The 18,304-nt window shown below is 33.9% G+C and carries 15 protein-coding genes; 7 read left to right on the forward strand and 8 right to left on the reverse strand.

Annotation, left to right across the window (positions count from 1 at the left end; all coding sequences use genetic code 11):
* The 4 genes from A9G36_RS07825 to aceE all read right to left on the reverse strand — a co-directional run.
* Positions 1-428, reverse strand: a 428-nt coding sequence (locus A9G36_RS07825; protein WP_218055780.1) for a contractile injection system protein, VgrG/Pvc8 family, incomplete at its 3' end; no start/stop codon positions are given.
* Between the two features lie 480 nt (positions 429-908).
* Positions 909-2,333 carry a dihydrolipoyl dehydrogenase gene (lpdA, locus tag A9G36_RS07830; protein WP_065568725.1) on the reverse strand — a complete coding sequence of 475 codons (1,425 nt, stop codon included), beginning with the start codon at positions 2,331-2,333 and terminating at the stop codon, positions 909-911.
* A 16-nt stretch (positions 2,334-2,349) separates the two neighbouring features.
* On the reverse strand, positions 2,350-3,948 hold the full coding sequence (gene aceF, locus A9G36_RS07835; RefSeq protein WP_081295239.1) for a pyruvate dehydrogenase complex dihydrolipoyllysine-residue acetyltransferase: 1,599 nt from the start codon (positions 3,946-3,948) through the stop codon (positions 2,350-2,352).
* A 12-nt stretch (positions 3,949-3,960) separates the two neighbouring features.
* Positions 3,961-6,627 carry a pyruvate dehydrogenase (acetyl-transferring), homodimeric type gene (gene aceE, locus A9G36_RS07840; protein ID WP_034943122.1) on the reverse strand — a complete coding sequence of 889 codons (2,667 nt, stop codon included), beginning with the start codon at positions 6,625-6,627 and terminating at the stop codon, positions 3,961-3,963.
* Between the two features lie 368 nt (positions 6,628-6,995).
* Here aceE and lipB point away from each other — a divergent pair, with 368 nt between their 5' ends.
* Together lipB and lipA are read left to right on the forward strand one after the other, a co-directional pair.
* Positions 6,996-7,616, forward strand: coding sequence for a lipoyl(octanoyl) transferase LipB (gene lipB, locus A9G36_RS07845; protein ID WP_034943123.1), 621 nt, complete (start codon positions 6,996-6,998; stop codon positions 7,614-7,616).
* Positions 7,617-7,626: 10 nt separating this feature from the next.
* Positions 7,627-8,586, forward strand: coding sequence for a lipoyl synthase (gene lipA / locus A9G36_RS07850; protein ID WP_034943124.1), 960 nt, complete (start codon positions 7,627-7,629; stop codon positions 8,584-8,586).
* A gap of 281 nt (positions 8,587-8,867) precedes the next feature.
* On the opposite strand, the gene A9G36_RS07855 is transcribed toward lipA, so the two are convergent.
* Entirely contained in the window at positions 8,868-10,640 is a 1,773-nt protein-coding gene (locus A9G36_RS07855) for a DUF3413 domain-containing protein (protein ID WP_065568724.1), read from the reverse strand.
* Between the two features lie 181 nt (positions 10,641-10,821).
* Between A9G36_RS07855 and A9G36_RS07860 the strand changes: the two genes are divergently transcribed.
* The 3 genes from A9G36_RS07860 (at position 10,822) to A9G36_RS07870 (ending at position 13,962) form a co-directional block, all read left to right on the forward strand.
* Positions 10,822-12,597 carry an AAA family ATPase gene (locus A9G36_RS07860; protein WP_081296680.1) on the forward strand — a complete coding sequence of 592 codons (1,776 nt, stop codon included), beginning with the start codon at positions 10,822-10,824 and terminating at the stop codon, positions 12,595-12,597.
* Between the two features lie 134 nt (positions 12,598-12,731).
* Entirely contained in the window at positions 12,732-13,253 is a 522-nt protein-coding gene (gene fabA / locus A9G36_RS07865; RefSeq protein ID WP_218055655.1) for a bifunctional 3-hydroxydecanoyl-ACP dehydratase/trans-2-decenoyl-ACP isomerase, read from the forward strand.
* 229 nt (positions 13,254-13,482) lie between these two features.
* Positions 13,483-13,962 carry a thermonuclease family protein gene (locus tag A9G36_RS07870; RefSeq protein WP_034943125.1) on the forward strand — a complete coding sequence of 160 codons (480 nt, stop codon included), beginning with the start codon at positions 13,483-13,485 and terminating at the stop codon, positions 13,960-13,962.
* A gap of 522 nt (positions 13,963-14,484) precedes the next feature.
* Here A9G36_RS07870 and cspE read toward each other — a convergent pair.
* The 3 genes from cspE to A9G36_RS07885 form a co-directional block, all read right to left on the reverse strand.
* Positions 14,485-14,694 carry a transcription antiterminator/RNA stability regulator CspE gene (cspE, locus tag A9G36_RS07875; RefSeq protein ID WP_034943126.1) on the reverse strand — a complete coding sequence of 70 codons (210 nt, stop codon included), beginning with the start codon at positions 14,692-14,694 and terminating at the stop codon, positions 14,485-14,487.
* A gap of 334 nt (positions 14,695-15,028) precedes the next feature.
* Positions 15,029-15,838: a pyrroline-5-carboxylate reductase gene (gene proC, locus A9G36_RS07880; RefSeq protein WP_065568723.1), complete on the reverse strand. Its 810-nt coding sequence runs from the start codon at positions 15,836-15,838 to the stop codon at positions 15,029-15,031.
* Between the two features lie 158 nt (positions 15,839-15,996).
* Entirely contained in the window at positions 15,997-16,938 is a 942-nt protein-coding gene (locus tag A9G36_RS07885) for a type IV pilus twitching motility protein PilT (protein WP_081296681.1), read from the reverse strand.
* Between the two features lie 36 nt (positions 16,939-16,974).
* Between A9G36_RS07885 and A9G36_RS07890 the strand changes: the two genes are divergently transcribed.
* Together A9G36_RS07890 and A9G36_RS07895 are read left to right on the forward strand one after the other, a co-directional pair.
* Positions 16,975-17,676 carry a YggS family pyridoxal phosphate-dependent enzyme gene (locus A9G36_RS07890; protein WP_065568722.1) on the forward strand — a complete coding sequence of 234 codons (702 nt, stop codon included), beginning with the start codon at positions 16,975-16,977 and terminating at the stop codon, positions 17,674-17,676.
* Positions 17,677-17,712: 36 nt separating this feature from the next.
* A complete protein-coding gene (locus A9G36_RS07895) occupies positions 17,713-18,270 on the forward strand; it encodes a YggT family protein (protein ID WP_065585609.1) in 558 nt (185 codons plus the stop codon).
* Positions 18,271-18,304: the final 34 nt, after the last annotated feature.

Consider the following 18,304-nt stretch of genomic DNA (forward strand, 5'->3'; position numbering starts at 1 on the left):
CGGTTTAACGTTAGTCTAGCCAGTCGTGGCGATAAGACCACTTGATAATGCGCTTCTTCTTTATTTACCGATAATTGGCTAAACTCGGTGATAATGCCATAAATCTTGCGAGTGCTTTTATCATTGGTAAAATCACCCAAGGCACGGATTGCAGAACTGAGCGCATCGCTTACAACAGAATTAAATGAGAAAGTAGCCGGTTGGTTTAAAAAAGCATCGGTAGATAGGGTTTTATTGGCACTGGTAAAAGTAATGGTGTAATGCCACAGCTGGTTTAAGGCCTCTTCGCCTTTGACGTTTAACACCGATATAGGAGCGCTGAGTTCATCAATGGTTAGTGTGTAACGGTTGTGGTTTTCGGTGTTTGATAATCCGCTGATTAACGTTTTACCCACTTGATGGATGATTGGATTTAAATCTTTTGCCATTTTTTATCCTTTTTATTCCATTCTATCTAATTATTGCATTAGTCGAACTGCTTTTAATGTCTATTTCAATTGTGATTTACCATCACACATAAAATAAGTCCATATTTTACCATTCTGATTTTTTTAAAACGGCAGTCTGTTCATAAACTATCATTACTTAGATAAATCAATTAATTGTTATTACATTATAATTATGCTCTGAAATGATATAGATTAATGGTCAAAAAAACAAAATTTTATTAACAAAATTTACAAAATTAATTATGAAATTCACAAAGAAGTCTATTTTTAATCGGTTAATTTTTATTAACGCCTTTTAATGCAATAAATTATATTTTAAAAAAACACTATATATTCTGTATGTAGAATTATTAATAATAAAACTATAATGACTAAATAGCATTTTAAAAATAAAAATACCGTTAGTATAACTAACGGTATTTAAACATGAATAAAAAAAGAATAACTAATATTAATTTTTTATTTCTTTATCGCTTTAGCATTAGGTAAATCGGTAACGGAACCTTCATAAATTTCAGAAGCTAAGCCGATCGATTCATGCAAAGTTGGGTGAGCATGAATGGTTAAGGCAATATCTTCTGCATCACAGCCCATTTCAACGGCTAAAGTGATTTCGCCAAGCAATTCACCACCATTGACCCCAACAACTGCACCACCTAATAAGCGATTATCTGCTTTATTGAAGATCAGTTTTGTCATTCCTTCAGAACAATCAGAAGCGATGGCTCGTCCTGAGGCTGCCCATGGGAAAATTGATACTTCATAATCAATACCTTTTTCTTTCGCTTCTTTTTCAGTTAAACCTACCCAGGCAACTTCCGGTTCTGTGTAAGCGATAGAAGGAATGGTTTTTGGATCAAAGAAGTGTTTTTTACCAGCAATCACTTCTGCTGCTACATGCCCTTCATGTACGCCTTTGTGCGCAAGCATTGGTTGCCCCACAATATCACCAATGGCATAAATGTGTGGTACGTTGGTGCGCATTTGTTTATCCACTTCGATAAATCCACGGTCAGTAACATTAACGCCTGCTTTTTCGGCACTAATTAATTTACCATTTGGTGTACGGCCAATTGCTACTAATACCGCATCATAAGTATGGGTTTCGGTAGTTCCGTCTTTCTTTTCCATGGTGACATAAATTGCATCATGTTTTGCTTCAACGGTAGTAACTTTAGTTTCCAATCGTAACGTGAATTTCTTTTGGATCTGTTTAGTAAAGACTTTAATTACATCTTTATCTGCAGCCGGGATCACTTGGTCAAACATTTCAACAACATCAACTTCTGAACCAAGTGCATGGTATACAGTTCCCATTTCAAGGCCTATAATTCCGCCACCCATTAATAATAATTTTTTAGGAATGGTGGTTAGCGCTAAGGCATCTGTAGAATCCCAAATACGCGGATCATCATGTGGAATAAAAGGCAACTTGATTGGACGAGAACCCGCTGCAATAATCGCATTATCAAAGGTGATCTTAGTTATTCCTTTTGATGAAGTCACCTCCATTGTATGACTACCGGTAAACTGTGCTTCACCTTGAATAACATTGACTTTACGCATTTTGGCCATACCAGCTAGTCCATTAGTCAGTTGACTAATAACTTTTTCTTTCCAGCCACGCACTTTGTCTAATTCAAGTCTAGGTGTACCAAAATGGATACCATGTTCGGTTAATGATTTTGCTTCATCCATTACTTTAGCAACATGAAGTAATGCTTTTGATGGAATACAGCCTACATTTAAACAAACACCACCAAGTGTTGAATAACGTTCAACAAGGGTAACTTCTAGTCCAAGGTCTGCAGCACGAAACGCAGCGGAATACCCCGCTGGTCCTGCTCCTAAAACCACAACTTGTGTTTTAACATCTTGACTCATAATTTGATCTCCTTAATTACATCACTAAACGACGTAAGTCGGATAAGACGTTAACAATATGGCTTAAGAAGCGTGCACCATCCGCCCCATCAATCACTCGGTGATCGAATGATAATGATAATGGCAACATTAGCCGTGGTGTAAACTCTTTGCCATTCCAAACTGGTTTCATGCTAGAGCGAGATACACCTAAAATACCAACTTCTGGCGCATTAACAATTGGTGTAAACGAGGTTGTACCAATGCCACCAAGGCTAGAAATAGTGAAACATCCACCTTGCATATCGCTACCTGTCAATTTACCTTCACGTGCCTTTTTAGAAATTGCCGCAAGCTCACGAGAAAGTTCAACAATACCCTTTTTATCAACATCTTTAAATACTGGTACTACAAGACCATTTGGTGTATCGACAGCAACGCCAATATTAATGTATTTTTTGATAATTAAGGTTTGGGCATCTTCAGATAATGAGCTATTAAAGCGTGGATACGCTGTTAATGCACTTGCTACCGCTTTCATGATAAACACAAGTGGAGTGATCTTAAGATCAAGTTTTTTCTTATCTGCTTCTGCATTTTGTTGCTTACGAAATGCTTCTAAATCAGTAATATCTGTTTCATCAAATTCTGTCACATGCGGAATCATTACCCAGTTACGGTGTAAATTTGCACCTGATACTTTTTGAATTTTAGTTAATGGTAAACTTTCAACTTCACCAAATTTGCTAAAATCAACTTTAGGCCATGGTAATAGACCAGGTAATGCGCCACCTGTAGCGCCACTTTCAATTTGTTTAACAGCATTTTTTACGTAAGTTTGAATGTCTTCACGTAAAATACGGTTTTTAGGACCTGTAGCGGTAACTTTTGCTAGATTTACCCCAAATTCACGTGCTAAACGACGTACAGATGGTGTTGCATGAGCATAAGCATCGTTTTCAACAAACTCATTGCTTGATGAAGCAGGCGCTGATTTTGCAGCAACTGGTGCTGGCGTTGGCTCAGGTGCTGCTTTTTCAGCAACAGGAGCTGCGGCAGCTGGAGCTGCTTGAGTAACTGGAGCTGCACTAGATGTGGTTTCAAATTCCATGATTTTGGAACCTGTTTTTACTTTATCACCCACTTTTATCGTGATACTTTTAACTGTACCTGCAATGGTTGCTGGTACTTCCATTGACGCTTTATCACCCTCAACAGTAATTAATGAATCGTCAACAGATATTGTGTCACCCACTTTTACCAAGATTTCGGTCACTTCAACTTCGTCGCCGCCGATATCAGGTACATTAACATCAACAATTTGACTAGCTGCAGCTGTCACTGCTGCTACTTCAGCTTTTGGCGCTTCTTGTACTGGAGCAGGCGCTGCCGATGCAGCGCTACCCTGTTCATCAAAAACCATAATATCCACGCCAGTTTTGACTTTATCACCAATTTTTACTGAAATGGATTTGACAATACCCGCTTGTGGAGCAGGGATTTCCATTGAGGCTTTGTCGCCTTCAACAGTCATAATTGACTGTTCTGCCTCAACTTTATCACCAACGTTAACCAGAATTTCGGTTACTTCGACTTCATCACCGCCGATATCAGGTAATTTAATTTGAATACTCATTATGACAACCTCTTATGCAATTCGTGGGTTAAGTTTATCAGCATTGATCTCGAACTTTTTGATCGCGTCTTCAACAACACTTGCGTCAATATCACCGCGTTTAGCAAGTTCACCCAATGCAGCAACAACGACATAAGATGCATCAACTTCAAAATGATGACGTAAATTTTCACGGCTGTCACTTCGACCAAAACCATCTGTGCCAAGTACTCGGTAACTTTCAGCAGGAACAAATCCACGAATTTGCTCAGCAAAGATTTTCATGTAATCAGTTGAAACCACTGCTGGATTATTATTCATAATTTGAGCAACATAAGGAACTTTAGGTGCTTCGCTTGGGTGTAACATATTGTAACGTTCACAATCTTGTCCATCACGAGCAAGCTCTGTAAAGGATGTTACACTATAAACTTCAGAGCTAATACCATAGTTTTTCGCTAAAATATCAGCTGCTTCACGTACATGACGTAAAATTGAACCAGAACCTAATAACTGTACTGTTGGTTTGCCTTTTTGACCTTCAACGGTATCTAGTTTATAAATACCACGACGAATGCCTTCTTCTGCACCTTCGGGCATTGCAGGTTGTGCATAATTTTCATTAAGTGTTGTAATGTAGTAATAAACATTTTCTTGTTCACCATACATACGACGTAAACCATCTTGCATGATTACCGCAACTTCATAAGCATAAGCTGGATCATATGAGATACAATTAGGGATGGTTAATGATTGAATATGGCTATGACCATCTTGATGTTGTAAGCCTTCACCATTTAATGTTGTACGACCTGATGTGCCACCAATCATAAATCCACGTGCTTGTTGATCACCTGCTGCCCACATTAAATCGCCAATACGTTGGAATCCAAACATTGAATAGTAAATGTAGAAAGGAATCATTGGGAAATCATTAGTGCTATATGATGTTGCAGCAGCTAACCATGATGCCGTTGCACCACATTCGTTAATTCCTTCCTGTAGGATTTGCCCTTTTTCATCTTCACGATAATAAGCTACTTGCTCTCTATCTTGTGGCGTGTATTTTTGACCATGTGGATTATAAATACCAATTTGACGGAATAAGCCTTCCATACCAAAAGTACGAGCTTCGTCAGCTAGAATTGGTACTAATCGTGGTGCTAATTCTTTATCCTTCAGCATAATGTTAAGTGCTCGGACAAACGCAATTGTGGTTGATATTTCTTTTGATTGTGCTTCAAGTAATGAAGAGAATTCACTTAGTGGTGGAATAGAAACAGTACCAGAGAACTTAGTTAATCGCGATGGAACGTAACCATGTAATGCATTACGACGCTCATGGATATACTTGTATTCTGGAGTATGTTCTTCAAATTTGATGTATGGTAATTTTTCAAGTGCTTCATCTGTTACTGGAATATTGAAGAAATCACGAACATGACGCACGCCATCCATATTCATTTTTTTCACTTGGTGTGCAATATTTTTTGCTTCAGCTGCAGCTCCCATTCCATAACCTTTAATGGTGTGAGCAAGAATAACTGTTGGGCGATCTTTCGTTTCTTTTGCTCGTTGGAATGCAGCGAACATTTTAGCTGGATCTTGACCACCACGGTTTAATCTAAAGATTTCTTCATCAGACATATCTTTAACTAATTCTGCAGTTTCAGGATATTTGCCGAAGAAATGCTCACGAACATAAGCGCCATCTTTAGATTTTAATGTTTGATAATCACCATCTAGCGTTTCATTCATTAAGCGAATTAATTTACCTGATTTATCCTTTTGTAATAATTTATCCCAACGATCACCCCAAAGAACTTTAATAACATTCCAACCGGCACCACCAAAAACACCTTCTAATTCATTGATGATTTTACCATTACCCGTTACTGGACCATCTAAACGTTGTAAATTACAGTTGATAACAAACACTAAATTATCGAGTTTTTCACGCGTTGCAACGGTGATTGCCCCTTTTGATTCTGGTTCATCCATTTCACCATCACCTAAGAAAGCATAAACAGTTTGTTCAGAAGTATCTTTTAGTCCACGATTTTCTAAATATTTTAAAAAACGTGCTTGGTAAATTGCACTAATAGGACCAAGCCCCATTGATACTGTTGGGAATTGCCAGAATTCTGGGAGTAGTTTAGGATGTGGGTAAGAAGGTAACCCTTTACCATGTACTTCTTGGCGGAAATTGTCTAATTGTTCTTCGGTTAAACGACCTTCAATAAATGCTCTCGAATAAACCCCAGGTGAAATATGCCCTTGGAAATAAATTAAATCGCCGCCATCTTTTTCATTGCGTGCTCGGAAAAAATGATTAAAACAAACTTCATAAAATGTAGCCGCTGATTGGAATGATGCCATATGACCACCAAGTTCCAGATCTTTCTTTGATGCCCTTAGTACCATCATAATGGCATTCCAACGAACAATTGAACGAATGCGTCTTTCTATTTCCCAATCGCCAGGATAAGCAGGTTGTTCTTCTACTGGAATAGTATTTATATAATTACTTGTTGAAGAACCAAAAAGTAACGGTACACCTCCATCTCTCGCCTTATTGACTATTTGTTCAATAATATACTGCGCACGTTCGATTCCTTCTTCACGGATAATTGACTCAACACTTTGTAGCCAATCTCGTGTTTCGACGGGATCGATATCATTCATTTGCATGTCCGACATATAAAAACCTCTTTTTTGTTTATAAAAATGCAGTATTTGCTATCCTTAGCTATGACTAAAGCTATGAAACTTTATAAGCTAGAAGCCTGCATTACGGAACTTTATTAATATCAGTCTGCCATTTTCAAGAAAAAAGTAAAGCAAACCAAGGTTTAGAAAAGAATGTTAATTCCTATCAAATTAATCAACCATTTCAATGATAATATTTAATACAGTGTTAGTTATTTGATAAATAACCAAATTTTACTAATGAATAAATACAAAAAAAAAGATACAATGTCTATATCGAAATCATCTACAAGTTGTCAAATTGTAGTAAAATCTGATATATATTTATAAATTTTTTGTTAATATCAATAAGCAATACCATGAGCATTAATAATGTTATCATTAAAGATTTACATATTGTTCCTTATATGCAAACTTATCAAGCTATGCATGAATTTACACAAAATCGTAATGAAAAAACACTTGATGAAATTTGGTTAGTAGAACATAAGCCTGTATTTACCCAAGGTAAAGTGGGTAAAGCTGAACATTTACTAAATCATACAAATATTCCAGTTATTCAAACTGACCGCGGTGGTCAAATTACTTATCATGCACCCGGTCAACAGATCATGTATACTCTAATTGATTTAAAAAGACGTAAGATTGGCATTCGCAATATGGTAAGCTTTTTAGAAAATAGTGTCATTCAAACTTTAGCGCATTATGGTATTATAGCTTACACCAAAACAGATGCCCCTGGTGTGTACATTAATCATAAAAAAATTTGTTCCCTTGGTTTGCATATAAACCGGGGTTGTACTCTACACGGGCTGGCATTAAATATTGATATGGATCTTGCTCCCTTTAATAACATTAATCCTTGTGGTTATGCTGGGTTGCAAATGACACAATTAAAAGACTATGTTTCAAACATTGATTATAATGAAATAAAACAACTATTAACCGATAATTTTATTAATTATCTACCTAAGTATTAAGATACCAATTATGCAAAATAATGAAACAATAATCAGAAGCTCGAAATATCGTGATGCTGATAAAACACGCTTAATTCCAACAATAACATTAGAAGATTCTGCACCTCTAAAAAAACCTGAATGGATGCGAATTAAATTATCTGCTCACTCTGATAATATTGCACATATCAAAAATACCATGCGTAAACATGGGTTGCATTCAGTTTGCGAAGAAGCCTCTTGCCCTAATTTAGCAGAATGCTTTAACCATGGTACAGCCACTTTTATGATTTTGGGAGATATCTGTACTCGCCGTTGTCCATTTTGTGATGTTGCACATGGTCGTCCATTACCACCAGATCAAGATGAGCCAATAAAACTAGCTAAAACTATCCAAGAAATGAAGTTGCGCTATGTTGTTATTACTTCTGTAGATAGGGATGATTTAAAAGATGGTGGCGCTAGTCATTTTTCTTCTTGTACACAAAAAATCCGTGCTTTAAACCCTAGTATCAAAGTCGAAACGTTAACACCTGACTTCCGTGGTTGTATTGATGAAGCAATTGATGTCTTAAGTGATAATCCACCTGATGTATTTAATCATAATTTAGAAAATATACCTCGATTATATAAGAGAATCCGCCCTGGCGCTAACTATGAAGGATCACTTAAATTACTGGCAGCATTTAAAGAACGACATCCTGAAATTCCTACAAAATCAGGATTAATGGTTGGACTTGGCGAAACCAATGAAGAATTAATTCAGGTTTTAAAAGATTTACGTAGCCATGGTGTTACTATGCTTACCCTTGGGCAGTATCTACAACCAAGTAAATATCATTTACCTGTTGAACGTTATGTTTCACCGCAAGAATTTGATGAATTAAAACAGATAGCATTAGAGATGGGATTTACACATGCTGCTTGTGGACCTTTTGTTCGCTCCTCTTATCATGCGGACTTACAAGCAATGGGTAAAGAGGTAAAGTAGCATTTATTTACAACAAACATTAGCTATTATCATTTACCATAATAATAGCTTTAAACCATTGGCATAGATAATATTAGCTTTTAATGTTATCTATGCTTTATCTTTTTAAAATAGTATATAATTAAAACAGTGCACTAAATATAATAAATTTTTTATGCATTATTTTAGGTAACTTTTAATTATTTTTCCTTATATAACTAAATACAGCCTAATGTCACTAATAGCACTGATGAAAATTAAAAACTATGAAAAAATCATCATTTATTTTTTCAATTAATTATTTAGTTATCAACCACCATGAATCGACGATTTTCAGTCACAATTTGTAAAAATATAGGTAAGCTAATTTTTTCGCCTTTTTGTACTTTTCCATTAAGGTTATAAATTTTAGAGCGACCAAATGCATCAAGAATAATGGTTTTATCACTATAAAGTGCAGCAATTTCATTATCATTACCGGCAATAATCCATTCTCGTTTCTTGTTATTAAATAAATTGTTACCTTGGCTATATTGTGGTGGTGATGTGGTAACATGAAGAGCATCTTGCATTAATGTACGCATTATATCTGTTTGTGATGTAATATTGCTTATGTTTGTACTGTTTTTATTTGGCCATGACATGATTAATGGCACTTTTAAAGATGCTCGGCTGTAGTCTTTATCGTCATTACGCAATACTAATTTCTGAGCGGTATCTATTTTAATATCGTTTGTACCAGTAATAATAATCACCGTATTGTCAAAGGTATTAGTCGATTTTAGGTAAACAATGAGTGATTCTAGATATTGATCCAATTTTTTCGCTTCTGATTCTAGCATACTAACAGATAAATTTTTGTTTTTTACACCAAGAGAGTACTGTATAACCGAAAATAATGGTGCATGATTATGAATTCTGTTTTGCTCATCATACCATACCAGCCAATGATCGGTGATTTGTTTATTGGATTGTTTTTTCGGTTCAGGTATCGAAAAATTAGATAGTAAAGCCGAACGATATAAAGGTTCAGCAAACCCATCATACGAAAATAATCCTAAACTATAATGTTGATTGATTACTGTATCAAATAAAATTGAAGTTCTATGGCTTGCTAAAATACTATTATAATAGTTTGGATCTAAGCCATAAAAAAGCGAGAACTTATTAATATTAGATTGGTTACTTGCATCATAATGATTTACAAACTCGATATTCTCACTAGCAAATTGTTTTAACCATGGCATATTATGAGTAAGTAAGTAATTATTCCAACCATCAATAATAATCATCAATATATTTTTTTTGTTTTGTTTGTCATCATACGTTATACGTTCAAGTGGATATTCTATTGCGATGGCGAAAGGATTGCCAACTTGACTAACACGCGTACGGTAGTCATTTTCTTCCATAAAACCATAGCGTTCAAGAAAATGGCGAGCCGTCAATGGATATGATAATGGTAAACTTGATCGTTGCATGGTTATTGGTCGATAAAAATTTGCATCTGCCCAAATGTGAATAAAATGTGAGGAAACAAAACAGAGAATAAATATAATTACCACTGGTTTGGCATAACGTTTGCGTTTACTTAGGCTTCTTAGTTTTTTCCAACTCCATAACGCAAATAATATTTCAACCAATAAAATAAATGGAATAATGATAAAAGCAGAACTTAAAAAGGTCGCTTTTTGTGAGGTAAATAATTGCCAAATTGATAAATTAAGATGCATTCTAAAGTGTGAAAAGATCTCAATATCAATTAATAATAATGAGATGCCTAATGTCGCTATGGTAGTTGCTATTATTCGTTGCCAGCGAGAAGAATGTATAAAAAAACTTAATGGGAAAAGCACAATTAAATAAGTAATAAATGTTAAAAAACTAAAATGCCCAATTGCGCTAATAATGGCATATAGCCTCCCCATAAAAGTTCGTGGCCAATCTGCGATGATTAAATATTGACTTCCCAGAGCAATAGCAACAAAAACATTAAACAATGTGAACCAGTGCCCCCAACTAACAATTTGTGAGGAATGGTCATCTTTAAGATGATTATTTTTGAGTTTAAGCATATTTAATCGTTGATAATAAAGAAATAAATACTATATTTTGTTCTATAGTTTACCTGATTTTGGAAAATCTTTCTGTAATTTTTTTATTTGTTAGCATAAATGTTGGGGTAATTTGTTGGCGTTAATAGTGATACTTGCTATAATTTGCCGATTAATTTAGCTAACTAATAAGGCTATAATTTTGGCCATTACACAACTTAAAGCGCATCAGACCCAACCTGATTTAGCTCATGTTATTGAGCTTACTAATAAAAACAATGTAACAGAAGAATCAGCAATAGTTGAATTAAATAATTTGCTGGCTTGGCAACCACGTGTTGCATCTGCATTATCAATGTTATGTCCAAATAAGAAAACCAATTATACTCCAAGATTTATGCTGCTTAAAGCTCCTGAAAGCGAGCTGTTTTTTGACTTGCTCAAGCAAGCAGTTAAGCTAAATTTATCACCTACTACTCTTGGTTATAGTTATTTTTTTGGTGACAATAAAATTACATTGTCAAAAGCTAAAAATAAGCAAGATAATTTTGCCTCCCAAGATAGCTGTTTATCAGCAATTTATGCTGATGTAGAAAAGCTGTTTGGCTGTGTTAGACAACCTGAAAATAGCACAATGAGATTACAATCAGGACTTGTTCATCAAGCCAATGGCGGGGGTTTAATTTTAGGTATGCGTTCCCTACTTAGCCAACCCAATCTATGGTCACAATTAAAGCAAATGGTTATAAAACAAAAGTTTGAATGGGTTTCAACAGATGAAGCTCATCCGTTACCATTATCTATTCCGCCAATGCCACTTGATTTACGTATTATTTTAGTTGGCGATAGGTTAAGTATGGCTGAATTGCAGGAGTTTGAACCTGAGTTTTATACTTCTGTAATTTATACTGAATTTGAAAATGAACTACATATAAAATCATCAACACAAGTTGAATCGTGGTTGGATTATGTAAAATTCATCGCCAATAAACAAAATTTACCAATAATTGATTCATCTGCTTTTAGTAAAATTTATCGAGAGGCTATACGACATACGGGAGATCAATATTATTTACCATTTTCTGTCGATTGGATTCATTCAATGCTAGTTAATGCCTCGTATTTTGGTCAAGATAACATGATTAATGAATATTCTATTAATCAATCAGTTAAAGAAAAATCTTGGCGTGAGGATTATTTAAAGGAGCGAATCTATGAAGAAATCTTTAGCAATCAAATAATGATTAAAACTAAAGGGTATGTAGTAGGGCAAACAAATGGCTTATCGGTTATTGAATATCCTGGATATCCAATAGCAATTGGTGAACCAAATCGATTAAGTTGTTTGATTCATTATGGAGATGGTGAATTAATTGATATTGAGCGTAAAACTGATCTTGCTGGGAATATTCACACAAAAGGCATGATGATTATACAAGCATTTATTATGTCTGAATTTGCAATTAATCATCAATTACCTTTTTCAATATCGTTAGTGTTTGAGCAGTCTTATGGTGAGGTTGATGGAGATAGCGCATCACTTGCAGCACTCTGTGCAATTATGAGCGCATTATCTGGCATGCCTATCGATCAACAATTAGCCGTTACAGGTTCAGTTGATCAATTCGGTAATGTACAATCGGTTGGTGGCGTTAATGAAAAAATAGAAGGTTTTTTTACAGTTTGTAAACATCAAGGTTTAAACGGGCAGCAAGGAGTCATTATACCTGCAAATAATCAACGTCACTTATGCTTAAGTGATGAAATAGTTGAGGCTATTGAGCAAAATAAATTTTCAATTCATACCGTTGATCATGTCGCCGAAACTCTCCAATTAATTACAGGTATTGCTTATAAAGATGATAATAATATTAATCTGTATAAACTTATTCATGCTCGTATGCAATCTATGCTAATGCAGGATAAAAAAAAGGATGGTTGGCTAAGTAAATGGCAAAGATATTGCAAAAAATCTTAATACCCAATAAACTTTAGCCGTATTTTGTTAATTGTCTAATGGGAAAATTTATTTAGCCTTAGAGTTTTTACCGACTCTTGATGATTATTAATTTGATAATCATGTAGTAATAACAACAGATAAAAGGTTTTTTTATGATATTTGAACGTAAATCTTCATATGATAAATCAGACTTGATTAAATCAGGAAATAGTGAATTATTTGGCCATGATGGTCCACCATTGCCATCTGATTTAATGCTTATGATGGATCGTATTATTGAAATGAATGAAGAAGGTGGTAATTTTGGCAAAGGCTATATTGAAGCAGAATTTGATATTAACCCCGACTTATGGTTTTTTAAGTGCCATTTTAAGAATGATCCTGTTATGCCAGGTTGTCTAGGACTTGATGCTTTGTGGCAATTAGTCGGGTTTTATTTAGGATGGTTAGGTGGAAAAGGTAAAGGCCGTGCGCTTGGCGTTGGAGAATTGAAATTAAAAGGTCAAATTCTTCCAAAAAATAAAAAAGTAATCTATAAAATTCATTTCAAACGTGTTATTAATCGTAAATTAATTATGGGGATCGGTGACGGCGAAGTTTATGTTGATGATAAATTGATTTACGAAGCAACCGATCTTAAAGTTGGTCTTTTCAAAGATACGAGTGAATTTTAATTTAACTTTGTGTTTTATAATCAGTCTTACTATTTGTTTATAGTGAGACTGAAATTAGGTGCTTTTCTAAATAGTTATGAAAATAAATTTTATTGTTGATAACAATCTTTCAATTTATAATTATTTTTATCGTGTTAATTTTTAATGATTTCTGTGTTTTCATTTTTAGTTATAGTTAAGACAATATGATAACTAAATTCTTTAATTATTGATCCAATATGTGATAATAATGTTTTTATTAAAACAATTTCTTATTTTTTTAATTCTCGTCAGCTCATTAACTTCTTTAGCATTTGCAGATTTTAAAGGTAGAGTCATCAAAGTTATTGATGGTGATACCATTGAGATTTTAGTCCCCAAAAAAAGAACAGTTCGAGTGCGATTACTTGATATTGACGCTCCAGAACGTCAACAAGCTTATGGAAATATTTCGAAAAAATATCTAGCTTCGCTTATTTCTGGCAAAACTGTTTTTGTTAAAGAAAATAAAAAAGATATCTATAAAAGAACGTTAGGAACTATTTTTTATAATGGCACTAACATTAATATGAAAATGGTTAAAAACGGGTATGCATGGGCTTACCGATATAAAGGCATTGCTAATAACAAAAAAATGGTCGAATTAGAATATAAAGCTAGAAAAAACAAGATAGGACTTTGGAAAGATAAAAATCCTATAGCCCCATGGAATTTTAGAAGCCTAAATTAATATTGATTTAAGTGTTGTAATAACATATATTTTTTAATCGAGGAGACATTACTTCAAGCTGTTTTAGAGCATCTAAACCTTGTTTGCAACCAAACTCTTGATTATCTTTTGGCATTTGAGAAAGTTACTTTTTGTATCTTTTAAGCCTTTTTCATCATATCTGTTTTCTGTTTTGTAGCTGCCTCACTTCACTGGAATAGCTTTAGCAATTTTATCCACTTTATCGAAAGATACTTTACTGCTTATGATAATTCAGCCATAGCAACTGAAGATAAATCTAATAAAATGACTGATAATAATAATTTTTTCTTACGTTATTTTTCATTACAGGAATTTAGATTATTATTTTGATAATATTAAGAATTAGTTAAATATTGAAATTATAATAGCAATTTTTCAAATACAACAATATTGGCAAAATAAACGAATTAAAAGATGGAAATAATACAATTCAAAAACAATTTTAGGAGGCATCTTATCAGCATATTCACATGCTGATAAGATAAAAGAGGGGGCAAGTAATTACATTACTCTAACGTCTGCTGCAGATGGACCTCGTTCACTATCTTGGATAGAGAATTCAACTTGTTGGCCTTCACCTAAAGTTTTAAATCCTTCACCTGCGATTGCAGAAAAGTGCACAAACACATCTTTACTGCCGTCTGCTGGGGAAATAAAACCATAACCTTTACTTTCATTGAACCATTTTACTTGACCAGTTTTCTTAGACATAATAATCTTCCTATTAAAAATAAAATTTAAGCCGATTAAGGCTAACTTAAAAAAACATAAAACTCGGACTGCTTATAAACACTGAAAAGCGAAACTGAAGAGAACTAATACTAATGTTACTAATGTAAATAGAAAGTAAACTACAAACTGCTTATATCAAGATGTTACTAAATAAATCTGCACGTTATATGCTGTTGACTATTAACTCATATATTGCGGGTTAATGCAAGAAATGTTTATATAGTTTTTCTTTATCAGTATAATAGGCAAAACTTATATCATTTTCCGGTATAAGATTTTCCATAGTAAGAGAACAATATAAAGTTTAGAATTTTTATTCTTTACTAAGAAATTTGGATTTATTAATAGTTATTTCTACTGCATCGATCACAGCAGAACGAAATCCTTTTTTTTCAAGCATTTGCACACCTTCAATAGTTGTACCAGCAGGCGAACATACCATATCTTTTAGCTCACCGGGATGTTTTTTTGTTTCAAGTAACATTTTTGCTGATCCCATAACAGTTTGAGCCGCAAATTTGTATGCTTGTTTTCTAGACAGCCCGCCCTTTACAGCACCATCGGCCAACGCTTCAATAAACATAAATACAAAAGCTGGAGATGACCCACTTGCTCCTACAATGGCGTCAATTAAATATTCAGGTACGATCTCTGTTTCTCCAATACAGTTAAATAAATTTTGAACAATGGCTAATTCATCTTCTGATACTTCAGTATTAGGTGTAATAGAACACATTGCGGCATTGACTAATGCTGGTGTATTTGGCATCACTCGGATGATTTTTTGTTCATAGCCAACACTTTTAGCGATAGCTTTAATACTAACGCCAGCAGCCACAGAAATAATAATCGTATTTTTTTTCAATTCTTTTTGGATATCATTTAATACATCCATTATGACATTCGGCTTCACCGCAACAATAACAATATCGGACTCCCTTGCTACATTTTTAGCAGAATCTAAATTATTAATCATATAAGAGCGATTAAGGTTATTCCCTTTTTCTGGATGTGTATCATAAACGTAAAGTTGTTTTCCATGTACAATACCACTAGCTAAAATACCTTGTAATATTGCATTTCCCATATTACCTAATCCAATAAACCCAATGCGTTGTTCCATTTTTATGGCCTCTTTAAGTTTTATATGTACCTGTATAATAGTATAACGTATTTTTTATAAGAACTTTAAAAGTTATTTTGCTAATGATTTTGGTGTTAATTCTTTATTGTTTTCTTTATCTGTCTTAATTTTTTACTTTATTATGTTAATCGTCATTCTCAATTCTCTTTCATGATTTGCATCCCATATTGTTGACCAGTCTGCATCAACGAGAATATCTGATTAATCTTTCCTTCGTAAATAAGATGACTTACAGCAGGTGTATTAATTAGTATTTCAAACAATGCTTTACGATTACTATTCTCTAAAACTAATTTTTGACTGATAATCGCTTTTAAACTATTGGATAACCTTGCTCGAATAAAATCACGTGAGTCTTTATCAAACACACCAATAATACGATTAATACTTTTTATGGCTGATTGTGTATGTAAGGTAGCAAAAACTAAATGGCCTGTTTCTGCTAGCGTTAGAGCTGTATGTATTGCTTGTCTATTGCGTAGTTCACCAAGCAATATAATATCTGGATCTTGTCTTAAAATACTTTCTATTACAACATTGAAATGAGTAAGTTCTCGTTGTTGAATTAGTGATTTATCATTTTGATAAATAAATTCTATAGGATCTTCTAGTGTAATAATATGTTTAGAATCGGTTGCGTTAATATGTTGAACTAATGCTGCCAATGTAGTGGATTTACCACTTCCTGTTGCACCTGTTATCAAAATAATACCATTTTCTGTTTTTGTTAATTTAGGTAAAATATCAGGTGCAGCAAGCTCAGATAAACTGGGTATCCGCTGATTAATAATACGGAATACAGCAGAAATACCACGCTGCTGATAAAAAATATTTGCTCTGAACCGCCCTATTTCGTTAGTTTGATAAGCTATATCAATTTGCCCATGCTGTTGTAATCCTTTTTTTTGAGACTCGTCAAGTAAACTAAGCAACTCATTTTTTAATACCGAGGATACTAATTTTTCATGAGATAAAAAGTGCAATTGTCCATTAATGCGAATACATGGCTTTTCGCCACTTGAAAGATGCAAATCTGAAGCATTTTGAGTTACACTAAGTGCTAATAATGAGTTTAGCATTATATTTTACCTATTAATCATCATTTGGAAATTAATATGAATACCGTATATGACAATTTACTTGCCATTAAAAATGAAATAAAAAAAATTGCCTCGCTATGTGATAGAGATCCCAAGGATATTGAGCTTATTGCAGTCAGTAAAACTAAATCAGTAGCACAAATTACAGAAGCAATAAAAGCGGGGCAAGTTTCATTTGGTGAAAATTATGTTCAAGAAGGTATTGAAAAAATTAAGCATTTTAAGCAGAACATGCCTGAAATACCATTAACTTGGCATTTTATTGGTCCATTACAATCGAATAAGAGTAAATTAGTTGCTCAATACTTTGATTGGATGCATACAATTGATCGTTTTAAAATCGCTCAGCGCTTAAGCGAGCAACGCCCACCAGATATTCCTAAATTAAATGTATTGATTCAAATCAATATCAGTCAAGAATCAAGCAAATCAGGAGTTACACCTGAAGAAGCTGCTGATTTAGTAAATCAAATAATTACCCTTCCAAATCTAAAATTACGCGGCTTAATGGCTATTCCGGAAATTGAAAATGATTTTAAGAAACAATTAAGTGTTTTTACTCAAATGAAACAGCTTTTAAAAGTATTACAGGTTAATTATCCATTTATGGATACCTTGTCAATGGGAATGAGCAATGACATTAAAGCAGCTATTGTTGCTGGTAGTACGATGGTTCGCATTGGTAGGGCTATATTTGGCGAAAGGCAATATTTATAATATATTACTTAAATATCTTATTTTGAGGAATTTTAAATGACATCGCTTTTCTTTCTGGGAAAAACAGTTTTAACCGTTTGCCTTTATATTTTAATTTTGCGTTTATGGATGCAGCAAACTAGAGTCAACTTTTACAATCCTTTTACTCAATTTATTGTTAAAATTACTCAACCTATTTTAGGTCCACTACGAAAAATTATTCCATCAATTGGACGATTAGATACTGCAACATGGGGACTTTTGTATCTATTTGCATTATTAAAAGTAATATTTGTTTGCAGCTATAGTTTAATAAGTTTTCCATTTTGGGATATAAGTTATTTGCTATTTGCTTTTCCGGCAATATTACATGCAGTTGGACACCTTTTATTTTGGCTGTTACTATTTCGAGCAATCCTAAGTTGGGTTAGTCGAGGGTATTCAGATGCTGATGATCTACTTTCTCAACTAACAGAACCTTTAATAGCCCCAATTCGCCGAATAGTTCCGCCGATAGGTATGATTGACATTTCTTTTATGATCATTGTTTTTATTCTTATGCTATTAAATATGTTTGCATTCGATCTTTTTGGTTATTTGTGGATTATTCTGTAAAGCGGTTTATGAAAGCATTAGGTAAAAATGGAGC

Origin of the sequence: Gilliamella sp. Choc6-1 (assembly GCF_001690385.1) — a bacterium.
Lineage (GTDB): Bacteria > Pseudomonadota > Gammaproteobacteria > Enterobacterales > Orbaceae > Gilliamella > Gilliamella apicola_A.